This is a genomic window from Rhodobacter sp. 4.3.4 (genome assembly GCF_058724655.1).
In genome coordinates, this window is record NZ_JBZXDU010000002.1 from 13,177 (window position 1) to 25,802 (window position 12,626).

16 protein-coding genes and 2 pseudogenes are annotated in these 12,626 nt (G+C 61.8%); 11 read left to right on the top strand and 7 right to left on the bottom strand.

Going from position 1 to position 12,626, the window contains the following annotated elements; translation table 11 throughout:
- The first annotated feature begins 11 nt into the window (after positions 1 to 11).
- From AC4PTB_RS17425 to AC4PTB_RS17445, 5 genes and pseudogenes are all read left to right on the top strand, one after another.
- Complete coding sequence (locus tag AC4PTB_RS17425) at positions 12 to 512, top strand: hypothetical protein (protein ID WP_028030784.1); 501 nt, start codon at positions 12 to 14, stop codon at positions 510 to 512.
- 97 nt (positions 513 to 609) lie between these two features.
- Positions 610 to 1,128 (top strand): hypothetical protein, encoded by a 519-nt coding sequence (locus AC4PTB_RS17430; RefSeq protein WP_028030783.1) that lies wholly within the window; start codon positions 610 to 612, stop codon positions 1,126 to 1,128.
- A 101-nt stretch (positions 1,129 to 1,229) separates the two neighbouring features.
- A complete protein-coding gene (locus AC4PTB_RS17435) occupies positions 1,230 to 1,721 on the top strand; it encodes a DUF6878 family protein (RefSeq protein WP_028030782.1) in 492 nt (163 codons plus the stop codon).
- 197 nt (positions 1,722 to 1,918) lie between these two features.
- Positions 1,919 to 2,851 (top strand): IS110 family RNA-guided transposase, encoded by a 933-nt coding sequence (locus AC4PTB_RS17440; protein WP_136904899.1) that lies wholly within the window; start codon positions 1,919 to 1,921, stop codon positions 2,849 to 2,851.
- Positions 2,848 to 2,940 (top strand): annotated as a pseudogene (locus tag AC4PTB_RS17445) (DUF6915 family protein); the annotation flags it as partial. The gene AC4PTB_RS17440 and the pseudogene AC4PTB_RS17445, both read left to right, overlap by 4 nt.
- A gap of 183 nt (positions 2,941 to 3,123) precedes the next feature.
- Here the strand turns inward: AC4PTB_RS17445 and AC4PTB_RS17450 are convergent.
- The 4 genes from AC4PTB_RS17450 to AC4PTB_RS17465 are packed head-to-tail and all read right to left on the bottom strand — an operon-like array spanning position 3,124 to position 6,587.
- Complete coding sequence (locus AC4PTB_RS17450; protein WP_028030781.1) at positions 3,124 to 3,816, bottom strand: ABC transporter ATP-binding protein; 693 nt, start codon at positions 3,814 to 3,816, stop codon at positions 3,124 to 3,126.
- A 3-nt stretch (positions 3,817 to 3,819) separates the two neighbouring features.
- Positions 3,820 to 4,953, bottom strand: coding sequence for an ABC transporter permease (locus AC4PTB_RS17455; protein ID WP_028030780.1), 1,134 nt, complete (start codon positions 4,951 to 4,953; stop codon positions 3,820 to 3,822).
- On the bottom strand, positions 4,950 to 6,095 hold the full coding sequence (locus AC4PTB_RS17460) for an efflux RND transporter periplasmic adaptor subunit (protein ID WP_028030779.1): 1,146 nt from the start codon (positions 6,093 to 6,095) through the stop codon (positions 4,950 to 4,952). Before AC4PTB_RS17460 ends, AC4PTB_RS17455 begins: the two co-directional genes overlap by 4 nt.
- Positions 6,096 to 6,098: 3 nt before the next feature.
- Positions 6,099 to 6,587 (bottom strand): cytochrome b, encoded by a 489-nt coding sequence (locus tag AC4PTB_RS17465; RefSeq protein ID WP_028030778.1) that lies wholly within the window; start codon positions 6,585 to 6,587, stop codon positions 6,099 to 6,101.
- 80 nt (positions 6,588 to 6,667) lie between these two features.
- Between AC4PTB_RS17465 and AC4PTB_RS17470 the strand changes: the two genes are divergently transcribed.
- Entirely contained in the window at positions 6,668 to 7,276 is a 609-nt protein-coding gene (locus AC4PTB_RS17470; RefSeq protein WP_136904897.1) for a TetR/AcrR family transcriptional regulator, read from the top strand.
- Entirely contained in the window at positions 7,273 to 7,629 is a 357-nt protein-coding gene (locus AC4PTB_RS17475) for a hypothetical protein (RefSeq protein WP_136904896.1), read from the top strand. Before AC4PTB_RS17470 ends, AC4PTB_RS17475 begins: the two co-directional genes overlap by 4 nt.
- 82 nt (positions 7,630 to 7,711) lie before the next feature.
- On the opposite strand, the gene AC4PTB_RS17480 is transcribed toward AC4PTB_RS17475, so the two are convergent.
- The 3 genes from AC4PTB_RS17480 to AC4PTB_RS17490 are packed head-to-tail and all read right to left on the bottom strand — an operon-like array spanning position 7,712 to position 10,971.
- On the bottom strand, positions 7,712 to 8,053 hold the full coding sequence (locus AC4PTB_RS17480) for a hypothetical protein (protein WP_136904895.1): 342 nt from the start codon (positions 8,051 to 8,053) through the stop codon (positions 7,712 to 7,714).
- Positions 8,054 to 8,077: 24 nt separating this feature from the next.
- Complete coding sequence (locus AC4PTB_RS17485) at positions 8,078 to 9,742, bottom strand: tyrosine-type recombinase/integrase (protein ID WP_136904894.1); 1,665 nt, start codon at positions 9,740 to 9,742, stop codon at positions 8,078 to 8,080.
- A complete protein-coding gene (locus AC4PTB_RS17490; protein WP_249306231.1) occupies positions 9,739 to 10,971 on the bottom strand; it encodes a tyrosine-type recombinase/integrase in 1,233 nt (410 codons plus the stop codon). Before AC4PTB_RS17490 ends, AC4PTB_RS17485 begins: the two co-directional genes overlap by 4 nt.
- On the opposite strand from AC4PTB_RS17490, the pseudogene AC4PTB_RS17495 reads away from it, so the two are divergent.
- The 4 genes and pseudogenes from AC4PTB_RS17495 to AC4PTB_RS17510 all read left to right on the top strand — a co-directional run.
- Positions 10,963 to 11,268, top strand: a pseudogene (locus AC4PTB_RS17495) (DUF6915 family protein); the annotation flags it as partial. The gene AC4PTB_RS17490 and the pseudogene AC4PTB_RS17495 sit on opposite strands and share 9 nt — an antisense overlap.
- 1 nt (position 11,269) lies before the next feature.
- Positions 11,270 to 11,467 carry a hypothetical protein gene (locus AC4PTB_RS17500; RefSeq protein WP_136904893.1) on the top strand — a complete coding sequence of 66 codons (198 nt, stop codon included), beginning with the start codon at positions 11,270 to 11,272 and terminating at the stop codon, positions 11,465 to 11,467.
- Positions 11,468 to 11,540: 73 nt separating this feature from the next.
- Positions 11,541 to 11,960, top strand: a complete 420-nt coding sequence (locus tag AC4PTB_RS17505; protein WP_136904892.1) for a hypothetical protein — start codon at positions 11,541 to 11,543, stop codon at positions 11,958 to 11,960.
- Positions 11,953 to 12,597, top strand: coding sequence for a DUF8835 domain-containing pootine (locus tag AC4PTB_RS17510; RefSeq protein ID WP_136904891.1), 645 nt, complete (start codon positions 11,953 to 11,955; stop codon positions 12,595 to 12,597). Before AC4PTB_RS17505 ends, AC4PTB_RS17510 begins: the two co-directional genes overlap by 8 nt.
- Positions 12,598 to 12,626: the final 29 nt, after the last annotated feature.

Here is a 12,626-nt window from a genome sequence, read left to right on the forward strand (position 1 = left end):
GGGCGAAAAGTATGGATGATATCGATTGGTCTGATCGCGCGTTCTACGATGATGGCGAATGGGTTACTTGGTCAGAAATTGACGAGCAGCTGCGCTACAAAGAGTGGGGAGCAAAATACCCCAACGCCATCCGATCAATGATACCCTACTTTGAAGATCTGATATCGCTTGCGGAAAGCTATCACAGGGAGACGGGTCTTCATCTCGCCGTCTACGGCGATGTCGGTGAACTTTTCGGCGCCATCACGTATGGCATCAAGCTGAACAAAACCTACGCGCAAGGCGCTGACGGAAGACTTGGCAATGACCACGTCGAAGTGAAAACGATTACCCCCTTCAAGACGAAGGATGTCGTGGTGGTCGATACCGCAGGGAACTTCAACAAGTTGCTCGTGGTCAAGATCAACGAGGATTTCCAGGTATCAGGTCGAATGATTGACCGAAAGGATTTGCCTAAGCGGCAAGGTCGATACCTGCGTGTCCGATGGAGTGATTTGCCGTCGGCAAGTTGAGCAGCTTCTGTCGCTCCTTCGAGGAAGAGGGCGGCGGTTTGGTCTTTGACGGATAGGGCGGGGAGAGAGGCTCCCTGCGCCGTCGGAGGTTTCCCCCATGCTCGACTTGCCCTTGCCCATCCTGCCGACCACCGGCGCGCGGGGTGTCCCGCCAGGTTGTCCGTCTGGAAACTCCGATCTCAGTCATCCGTTCGCGCTGACCCTGTCGCGCCGCGCGCCGGCCGATCTGATGTCGGGCCGGGCCGCGCCCCTAGTGCTCGCCCGATTCGCGACGCTGGCCGATGCCATGCTGGGCGCGATCGACCATGCCGAGGGGATGGCCACGAACACCGCGCCCCAGCTGCTAGCAATCTTCGACCGCGACGAGCGCCTTGTGCTGGCCGGGGCCGCCAGCGACTGCGCCGTCGCGTGGTGTCACCCGGTGATGAGCGCCACAGAAGCGCGGGGCGTGGTGACCGAGGCGAGCCAGCTGCGCGCGCAGGCGGGCCGCGCGGCAACCTGGGGTGAACCCGATCTTGCGCAGCGGCTGCGCCACCGCGCCGATCTTCTGGATGGGCGGCTCGTCGACCCGCTCTGGCGCGCCTTCGCCGCCAGGTTACTGCAGGTCGCTGCGTGAGGCCCGAGAGACAGAGAAGGGCAGGGGGGATTTGGAGCTTGTCCGGGGGAGAGAGATCGCCCGGCCCGGCTCCGATCCCTTCCCCTTACCGGAGACACCCGATGACCCTGAGTGAACCCACCCTCGCGCCCCCGATGGCGCCCTCGACCGTCGACATGGCGCAGATCTTCGCGGCCCATGCCGAGCGTGCCGCTCGGATCGAAGCGCTGCGCCCCGGCAACAAGGATCGCCTCTTCGACGGCCTCACGGCCGCCGGCATCACCCATGTCACCGTGACCTTCGACGGGGCCGGGGACAGCGGCCAGATCGAAAGCATCGGCGCATGGTCCGGTGAGAATGCCGTCGATTTCCCCGCGACCGAGATCGCCTATGCCGCGCTGACCTGGGACGACCCCGAGGTCGAGATGCGCAACCTGTCACTGGAGGATGTTGTCGAGCAGCTGGCCTACGATTTCCTCTCCGACACCCATGGCGGTTGGGAGAACAACGACGGCGCTTGGGGCGAGTTCTGCTTCGACGGCGCGGCCCGATGCATCCACCTCGAGTTCAACGAGCGGTACACCTTGTCCGAACTCCACACCCACGATTTCTGAGGAGGCGGCGATGGCACATCCCTTGTCTATTGGGAAACTGGCATAATCAGGGTGGCTGGCGAGACCCCGACACATCCCTGGGCAACCAAGCCCGAGTGATAGCATGGGGCTCGCCAGCTGACCGTTGCTCAACCTGAACAGTTGCCTGGGAGGACTCCCCAAGGTGTCGATCCCGCAGAACAAGGATAGGTGCCGGAATGGCCTCTCACGAATTCATTGGCGTCGATGTCGCCATGGACTGGATCGACGTCTGTTATCTGTCCAACGGCCGCCATGAGCGGATAAAGTCTACAAAACAATCGCTTGCAAAGTTCGCCAAGACAGCGAACGACGCAGTCGTCGTGTTGGAAGCCTCAGGTGGTTATGAGCGGCCATTGATCGAAGCCCTGATCAAAGCCGAGGCCCGTTTCATACGTGTCAACCCGCGACAGGCGCGCGAGTTTGCGAGGGCGACGGGAAAGCTGGCAAAGACCGACAAGGTTGATGCGGCGATCCTTGCCCGAATGGGGAAAGCACTGGACCTTGTCCCTCCCCCCATCCCGGATCCTGACCGCGTGCGCTTGGCTGACCTGGTGGCGCGACGCGAGGATTTGGTCGCTGTGATCCAGGCGGAGAGAAACCGCCTCGGGACGAGCCGCGACGGTTGGATCCGGCGGGAAATTCAGCGTCTTGTTGCGATTCTTGAGGATCATCTCGATGCAGTTGAGAAGGAGATCGCTCGCCACATCGCGTCTTCCGGGTCTCTTCTCGAACAGGCACGTCGACTTCGCACGGCGCCTGGTATCGGACCGGCACTGGTTGCCGTGATACTTGCTCGATTGCCCGAGCTCGGAAGACTGAAGGCCAAGCAGATTGCTGCGCTTGCTGGACTTGCGCCGCAGGCATGTGACTCGGGTTTATCCAGAGGCAAGAGACGAGTGTGGGGTGGCAGAGCCGACATCAGGCGAGCCCTCTACCTCGCGGGGTTTGTGGCCAGCCGGTTCGATCCGACGCTGGCGGCGTTTCGAGCCAGACTTCAGGATTCTGGAAAGCCTCCGAAACTTGCGATTACCGCATGCGCCCGCAAGCTGCTCACGATCATCAACGCGATGGCGCGAGACGCGACAGATTACGCTTCTGCGGTCCCCTGAAAGACAGTTGCTATCACCACGCCCTGTCCTCCGTGAAGAAATGGGGCGGCACGGTTGATGACTTCATCGCCGTGCATGCCTGGTTAGATGTTACCTGGACAGGCAAGGATTTTTTTGGCGCCAAGGGTAGCGATAGTCCATAGGAGGGACCCCGCCGTCCGCACTGCGCGGATCAAAGCGCTGGCGGTGCGGACGGCGGGGAGGTCCCTGTGGTCTATCGCGATTGTCGCGCATCTCCGATTCATCTGTTTATGCTTGACTGTCCTTAGGCACTACTCATCTGCCAATTTTCCGTCGCGCAGATGGATAAGCCGATCGAAGCGGTCGAAGATTTTCTCGTCATGGGTGACCGTCAGGATGCAGGCTTCCTGCTCGGCGGCAAGCTTTCGCAGCAGGTCCATGACCAGTTGTGCGCGTTTGCTGTCCAATGCCGCGGTCGGCTCGTCCGCAAGGATGATCCGCGGGCGGTTGGCCAGCGCGCGTGCGATAGCCACGCGTTGCGCCTCGCCCCCTGATAACAGCGCGGGCTTAACCGGGGCGCGGTGGCCGACCTCGAGATAATCGAGAAGCTCTTTTGCCCGCTCCTTTCCCTTTTCGGGCGCCCAACCGGCAAGGTCGAGGACGAGGGATACATTTTCTGCCGCCGTCAGGAAGGGCAGCAGGTTGTGCGCCTGAAAGATGAAGCCAATCTTGTCCAGCCGCAGACGACGCAGATCGCTGCGCAGCCATTTGCCGTCAAAGACCGGATCACCATCCAGCACCACCCGACCCGAGGATGGGTCAAGGATGCAGCCGATGATGTTCAGAAGCGTCGTCTTGCCAGACCCTGACGGCCCCAGGAGTGCGATCACCTCACCTGCACGCACCTGCAGGTCAACTTGGCGGAGGGCATCGACGCGGGTCTCGCCTTCGCCATAGTGCTTGGCCACGGCTTGCACATCGACCAGAATATCACCGATGGCCATGGCTCAGCCTCCCAGCGCGGTGGCGGGGTCCACCTTCAGGGCCGCGCGCACGCCCAGACCGCTGGCGGCCAGACAGACCACGACGATGATCCCGGCCAGAACGGCCACGTTAAACGGTTCCAGCACCACGCGGCGCGGAAAGACATCCTTGACAAGCAGGATCAGAACCAGACCGATGCCCCAACCTGCGGTCCCAAGGATCAGCGATTGCTGTACGATCAGCCCGATGATGGTGCGGTCTGGGGCGCCGATCAGCTTTAGCGTTGCGATCTGCTTCAGCTTTTCCATGGTCATGGTGTAGATGATCAGCGCGATCACCACGGCCGACACCGCCAGGAGGATTCCCAGAAACAGCCCGATCTGACGGCGCGCCTTGTCCACAACCGAGGCCAGCAGGATGTTTTCCTGTTCGGTCTGGCTTAGGGCAGCCAGATGCTTCCATTGCCGCAAGGTTGCGGTCAGCAGATCGACATCCGCGCCGGGCGTCACGCGCACGATCACTGCCGCGACCGAGGCCGACTTGACCGCCCCCGCCCCGCGCGCGGCCTGCACCCGTTGATCTGCCGGAGCAAGTTCCGTTTGCAGCGCCATCGCATCGGCAAGCGTCATGTAAACCGCCGGATCGCCGCCCGAGTTCATCGCCCCTTCGACGAGCCCGACCACGGTAAAGCGGTTGCGGCCAAGGCGGATGGTATCACCCAGCACAAGGCCAGTCTTGCGGTCGGCCACCAGTTCGAAATGGCTGGTGCCGATGCCGCGCCCTTCGGCGATGATCTGCGGGCCACCCGGACGTCCGGTTTCATAGCCGATGATATAAAGCCGCAAGGCGCGGTCAAGGAAGGGGGCCTCGATGGTCTGGTAATTGATGGCCCCGGCTTCGGCCACGCCGGGCATGCGGGCCACGGTGTCGCGGCTGTCGGCGGGAATGGACGAGGCTTCGGCAAAAGGCCCCTTGGTGCCCGCCTCGACCACCCAGACGTCCGCCGCGGGGGCCTCGACCACCGCCAACGCATCGGCCACAAGGCCATTGTAGATGCCGATCATCGCCAGAACGACCGTCATCAGCAGGCCCAACCCGAAACAGGTCAGCACAAAGCGGAACAGGCCATGCCGGATGTCTTTCAGCGCCAGATTCATGGCGCGTCCCCGATCCGGGCCAGTCTGCCTTCGTCGGCACCTTTCGGCGGCATGGCGACAATCGCGGCGCCCTCGGGCAGGCCGCCTGTCACCTCGACCCGGCCCCGGTCGTCGCGTGCGCCAAAGGTCAGCTCGGCGCGGCGTAGCCGACCATCCTGCACCAGCCAGACTATGCCGCGAAAGCCGTCAAAGCCGGTGATCGCCACCTCGGGCACCATCAGCGCGTTGTCGCGTATGCCGGTCAGGATGCGTACTTCGGCCTGTTCGCCAAGGAACATCGCTTCGGGGCAGTCGGAACAGGTCAGCCAGACGCGGCGCTCTTCGTTAACGCGGTCACTTTCCAGCCCGATCCGGGCGACGGTGCCGTGGAACTCTGCCGCAGGCTGTGACCGCAGGCGGATGACACCCTCTTGTCCAAGCGCCAGTTGGCCGGCGCGTTCTTCGTCGATAAAGGCCTGAACCCAAATCGTTGCCGGATCAATCAGGGTGAAGATTGGATCACCGGCCTTGACCACCGTGCCCGGCTCGACGTGGCGAGCCACGACAACCGCATCATAGGGTGCGACCAGCCGGTGATGGGCGAGCAAGGTTTGTTCCAGTTGCAAGGCGGCCGCCGCATCTGCGCCCTGCGCGCGGATCACGGCCAGATCGGCTTCGGCCAAGGCCAGTTCGGCCCGCGCCACATCCTCGTCGCGCTGTGCCTCCTCGGCTCGCTGGATAGAGGCGACGTCCTGCCGCGCAAGTTCCTTCTGTCGATCGTTCGCGGCAATGCGCTGTGCCAGAACTGCCTGCGCCCGCGCCACTGCGGCATCGGCCTTGGCCTGACCGGCGGCATTTGCCGCAACCGCTGCTTGCGCCCGCGCAACGCGCGCTATCTGCTCAGCCGGATGCAAGGCGGCCAGTTCCTGTCCGGCCTTGACCGCATCCCCTGCATCTGCCGACACCGACACCAATGCCGCGCCAACTTCGAACCCGACGCGCGACAGGATCCGGGCCTCGACGGAACCTAGACCGTAAAGGCGCAAGGGCACCCCGGTTTCAGCGACGACAACCGTCACAGTCAGGGGCCGTTCGGTCAGAAACCAGCCCGCCGCCGCCAGCCCAACCAGTGCAACCGCGCCAAGGATCCAGGTTCTGCGCATCGCTCAGCCCTCGGCCCGGCGCATGCGGTTGATCAGGCCGTCTTTCAGCACAAACTGATGATAGAGCGCACCCAAAACATGCAGCGCCACCAGCGCCAGCAGCACGATCTTCAGCACGTTATGGCCCTGTGCCGCCAGATCGACCCCGCCGAACCAGGCCATCGACCCGCTGAGCGGCATCAGGATCATCAGCGCGTAAAGGCCGACATGGGCGGCCTTTGCCAAGGCGCGCTGCGCGGCACTGTCACCGACCATGGCAGGCGCGCCGCGCCGCGCCCGGATCGACAGCCGCCACAGCGCAAACAGCATGACCAGCGCCCCGCCTGCGACATGGGCCAGAACCAGCGGATTAAAGGCGGTTTCCACCCCCTTTGCCGCAGCGTCCCACGCGGCTGCAATGGCATCTTTAAACAGGTATTGCTGCACGATCAGCAGGGCTGCGCCCCAGTGAAGGGCGATCTGCAGGCGGGTGTATCCCTTGGGGCTGGGCATGGCGGTCCTTTCGGTCTGGCGAATCAGCTTGCTTGTTTGGCAGATTATGTTAGTGATTACTTACTTACAAGAGGTGTCCCATGTTGCGTCGCAAATCAGCCGAGGATCGCAAGACCGAAATCATTGCCGCCGTTCTGGACTTGTCCGACCGTATCGGCCCTGACCGGCTGACGACCAATGACATCGCGCAAGAGGTAGGCGTCACCCAAGCCGCGATATTCCGGCATTTCCCAACAAAGGCGGAACTCTGGACGGCCGTCGGTGACGCTATCGCGGACCGGCTGGAAGTTGCTTGGCAGCAGGCCATGGACGGCAATGCAAGTCCAATGACAAGGCTGCGGGCGCTGATCGCCGCCCAGTTGCAGCAGATCGCGGAAACCCCCGCGCTCCCCGCCATCCTGCATTCCCGCGAATTGAATGTGGATAATGCCGCCCTGCGCGACCGGTTTCGCGGGGTTCTGATGCAGTACCAGGCGCATCTGGTGGCACACCTACAGGCCATGGCCGAAGCCGGAATGATGGGGGCGGGCGTTCAACCAAAGGATGCCGCCGTGCTGCTGACATCACTTGTTCAGGGCATCGCCATAAGGTGGAGCCTTGGCTCGCGCAGCTTTGACATCGTACCCGAGGGGATGCGCCTGCTGGAGGTGCAATTGGTCCTGTTTGCCTGCAAGGAGGGGCAGACATGAAAACTCATCACATCGCCGGTGCTGCGGCCATCGCCTTTGGGTTGTTGACGCTGATCTCGGGTGGATCGGCCCTGTTCGGCGCGGTTGACATGGGGGCCGTCGTGCCCTTCGTCCTGTGGTTCAACTTCCTCGCAGGCTTCGCCTATGTCATTGGCGGCCGGCTTCTGATGATCGGGCATCGGCTTGCGTTGCCCGTGGCGCTGACCATCCTGATCGCGACCGCAACGGTCTTTGCCGTGTTCGGCTGGCGGGTTTTTGTGGGGGATGCCTTCGAGGCGCGCACTGTCGGCGCGATGACGTTTCGGACAGCTTTCTGGGTAGCGATGGTCTGGGCTTCCGTGCGAAGATCATGACATCTGGTATGAGTTTGCTATAGCGCGCGGTTTGGCCGACGCAATCCGATGTCAACATAGCTTATTTGTCGTTCGCTCACTGCTATGGGTCGGCTTCTTCACCCAGATCCTTCAACAGACGTTCGATGCGCGAAGCTGTGCTCTGATGTCGTTCGACCTCTTTAGACCATCCCCGCTCGCGCGCATCTTCAGCAAGTACTAACTCGAGTTTTCTCCGCTCTTGCAGCCGACCAGCGTAAGCTTTGGTCGTGACGAACTTGGCGCAGCTGAGATACAGGTCGCATTCGCAAGGTCCCTCCGACGGCAGGCGTAGACAATGGCCAAGTTCGAGCTCGGTCTTGATGAAGTTCGACTTAAGCCAGTCGATCGCCGCGCATGACAGCTTTCCTGCGCGGATCGCTTCTGCGCCCGGTCCGGCAATCATTTCGCCGGGTCCCAGAACGCTGCGTTAGTCGCGCAGCACTTCGGCGTCGCTGATCCGTGCGTAGACCATGGACATGTGCGGCGTCTGATGCCCCAAGACGCTCATGATCGTGTGCAACTTGGCACCTCGTTCGGCAAGTTGCGTGCCCACAGTGTGCCGAAACCGATGGCTGGTAACTATCGGCTTTCCATCTTGATCGACCAGCCCGGCGAGTCTGCACATCTGATTCAGGGGGTATTGTAGCAAATAGTCTGCCGACATCCGCCCGCTGCGGCGAAAGAAGACATAGCGGACCAAGTCGCCAGTCTTGTCATCCCGGATCGGACGGTCGTTGGCTTCGAGCCGTCGCTGGATGACTTCGTGCAATGCCGTTGCGGCGTCGTCATGCAAAGGCACCAGGCGTTCCCGCATAGTCTTTCCAGCGGGTATCCGCAGTCGGAAGGTCCCGTCGGGATACTGATCCAGGCAGTCCAAGCGGAGCCGAATCACCTCTCCCCGCCGAGCGCCAGACCAGCGGGCGATCAGGAGCGCTGCCTTCTGAAACTCACACTCGAGGCTCGGCAGCTGCGCCATAAGGCGCGACAGCTGGTCCTCTGGAATAAACCTTGGCACGCGGTGTGCCAACTTCGGCAGATCGTTCGGATCAAGAATCGGCCGTGTTGGAAAATTGGGCCAGTCCCATGCCGCGCCATCAGACAGGAACTTGGCAACAGTGCCCGCCCTTGCTCGACGAGCGTTTATGGACAGCGGCGCGCCTGTGCGTGGTGCAATGTCGAACTGAAGGTGGCGAAGGTAATCGTTGAAAAGCTCAGGATTGATATCAGCAAAGTTCAAAATGCTGGGCTGTCGGGTAGACAAGTAAGTCACAAAATGCCTCATCGAAACGGCCATGTGATCTACCGTCGGGCGAGCAAGACTGACCCGCTTTCTCTCAAGCCACCGGTTTGCCCATTCCTGGAGGTCTGGCCTCGGCGAAGCGATCGGCTTGCGTTTGTCTTGGATAATCTGAGGCCGGATGACATCATTCCCGTTTTGGAAGAGGAGCAGCTGCAGAATGCGGGTTTTGACCCGCCAGCTGCGCTGAAAGCCTGCCGGGAAGTCTTCTTTCTCGTTTCGGAAGATATGAGTGTCATGCCGTGCGGCGAAGGCGTCGACACCTGCGATCATTTCGTCGAGGTGATGCTGGCGAAGTTCGCCGAAAGAGCGAACACCCGTGTTCATCGCAAGGCGTGGCAAAACCACGCGGAGCGCTGCTTGCACGCCGGTTGCGGAATAGCCAATCTTCGCACTGTCCGCGACCAATGCGTCGAGCCCCTCATAGGCGTTCAATGGCTCCATCGTCTCCGCCACACGCATGTTCCCGACTGCGAACAGGAAATCGTAGTCCAACCGGATTCGGTCGGTCATGGCTGCGTAATAAAGATAGCTGCGGGCCCGAAAGCTGACCGGATAAGTCGGGTGGGCCTGCTTGTCACCATTTAGGCAGCCAATTCTGATGGGCAGGGGGGCAGCGAACCAATCCCTGATATCCGGCCAACTCTCAATAAACGTGGATCGGTATATCAGCCGCTTGCGGCGAAAACTGTCAGCCATCGGGATGCGCGCCAGAAATGCCGCATAGTCAGCTTCGTCTGCGTGCTCAAATATGACAGGGCGGTCGACGTCCGATTTTGGCGATACATGGGTCACAGAGCCTCTCCGTCCGTTGTTTGCGAAGGACGGTCCAGACCCAAGGCGTGTCGATACTCGGCGACCACTACGGCGTCGGATACCCTTGTGTAAATTCTGGTCGATTCCGGCGAGGCATGACCCAATCGCTTCTGTAATGTCAGTTCTCGCATCCCTGCCTCCCACATGCGCGTCGCATGGGTGTGGCGAAGGGCGTGCGGGGTCATCCACGGCTCACGGATCTCGGCGCGCTCACATGCGCGAGCGAAAAGTCGCGCCAGCGCAGAATAGGACAGCGGTTCTTGACGGTTTACGCCTGTGCCGCCGACCAGGAACACGAAAGGAACGTCAGCATCACTTGGTCGTTCGTGCATGACGTATGCGTTCAGGGTTTCCAGTGTCTCGCCATCATGCAAATCGACTACGCGCTCGACGCGGGACTTCGATCGTGCGCCCTTTGGATGATCATCGCGGCAGCGCACGAAGATGCGGCGGCGCCCGTAGCCGATATCGGCCAGATGTAAGCCGAGGACTTCTCCGGGGCGAAGGCCTCCGTTCAGCATCAGCAATACCAAGCTGCGATCGCGGAGATTGCGCGTGGCGGCCATTAGGCCTTCGACCTGTTGCTGATTCATCGGTCTTGGAAGCCGCTGCATGGTCTTGAGGCGCAATTCTCTGACCTCAGACCTCTGCCGTAAAATCCCAGTCAGAAACGGCCTGTGCCTGTCGCTCACCCGCCAAGATGTTTGATCTTGTTTCTTCACGATCGGGTTTGCCACGCTGAACGCTCCGGTGAAAATCGCCCAACGATAGAAGGCGTCGACCGCCACAAGGGCGCGATTGATCGTGGCGGCCGACAGTCCTTTTGCAACGGGCGCCCCCTCACTCACCACAAGTCTGATCGAAGTGTCCCGGCGCTTGCGATTGGCTGGCACCGACCGAAGGTGCCCCAGGAAGGCGGCTGAGAGTTCAGGGGAGAAGGAGGTCCAATGAATTCCTTGTGTTGAGAGAAAGGTCCAGAGATGAATGAGGTCGCGCGCATAGGCGAGGGCGGTGTTGGGCGAATATGCTTTCGCCAGCAAGTAGGCAGCAAATCGACAGATCGGCTCGACTGGATTACCGTCCAAATCTGTCACCAGAATTGTGCCGCCGCTAACGGAACCTGTCAGTTTGAACATCAGCGCCTCAAGAGATTCCGGGGTCATACCGTCCAGCATATGGCAAAACGCCGCCGCGGGCGTGCTGTCCACATAATCGACTCCTCAAAAGCCCATTCCGCCGACTTTAGCCACCGGGCCTTGTTTCACCATGCCGCTGGAATCTGGCTCTCCGAGACCGTCTTCGGGCCGACGATTACCCTCTCCACGGGCCGCGTGATCCCGACACGATGGGTGGGCGAGCAGCATGTCCGCGAGGATCTGGGGTTCATTCCGAGCTTCGCCGACTGGGTCAAGGCAATCCGGCCCGAACCCTGGATGGGCCGGTCCGAGCGGATCGAGGCATCGGTCGATCCACATCTTGCCTCAACCGTAGTCGAGGTCAGCTGAGATGACCGACCCCGCCTATGTGCGCCTCGGCCTGCCCTTGACGGCCACGCCCTACGCGGTCCTGCGTGCTGCGGTCCGGGCGCTCCACCCCGACACGCGCGCCGTGCGCGGCTTCCGGGCCGCGCGCAAGCGCTTCTACCGGCAGATGCTCTGCGCGCATGCCGCGCGACAGGCGGCAGGCGAAGTGCCTTCCGCCTGATCGCGCCAACCACCCGTTCACTCCATCCAGTGCCCGGCCTTTCGGCCGGGCTCTCCCCTTTCAGGAGGTCCCCATGGCGGATTACTTCACCGATTTCTCGTGCCTGCTCGACGTCGGCACCCCCGACAAGGCGACCCGCGCGCTCGCGCTGTTCCAGAGCTTGCGCGAAGCTGATCAGGACGCCGAGGACCCGGAGGTCGCGGGCTTCGACCTCGTGCGCCAGGACGCGCCCGAGGGCAGAACCCTCTGGATCCATGATGACGCCCACGGCGATGTCGAGGCCGTCATCCGCTTCGTGCTGCGCCTGGCAGACGAACTCGACCTCACCGGCCTTTGGGGCTTCCAGTACGCCCTGACCTGTTCCCGGCCCCGACTCGATGCCTTCGGCGGTGGCGCGCATGTCATCGATCTCGGTGCCCGCAAGTCCATCGGTTGGACCAGCACGCAAGACTGGCTCTCCGCCGCGCTGAACGGGGAGGACGCACATGCCTGAAATCATCTGCACCACCGTCTACCAATTCCCCGAACTCTCGGATGTGGCCAAGGAAAAGGCGCGCAGCTGGTATCGCGAGCTTAGCCCTCACGACGATTGGTGGGACGCGGTCTATGAGGATTTCCAACGCATCTGCGAAATCCTCGGCGTCCGCTTAAAGACCTCTCCCGTCCGGCTGATGGGCGGCGGCACGCGGGCCAAGCCGTGTATCTGGTTCTCCGGCTTCTGGAGCCAGGGCGACGGCGCCTGCTTCGAAGGTTACTGGTCACACGCCAAGGGTGCTACCGCGAGCATCCGGGACTATGCGCCCACGGACGCAATGCTCCATGGCATCGCGGATCGGCTGCAGGCCATCCAGCGGCGCAACTTCTACAAGCTCGCCGCCGAGGTCAGCCATCGCGGACGCTACTACCACGAATACACCATGTCGGTGGACGTCACCCGCGACAGTCCGACCTGGCAGCCGCCAACCGCGGATGCGGAGGAGATCGTGACCGACGCGCTGCGTGATATTGCCCGCTGGCTCTACCGCCAGCTTGAGGCGGAATACGACCATCTCACTTCTGACGAGGCCATAGAGGAGGGGATCATCGTCAACGAGTACACCTTCACCGAAGCCGGGCGCAGGTTTGGGTGAGAGCGCGGGCGGTTCATTTGATCTTTACA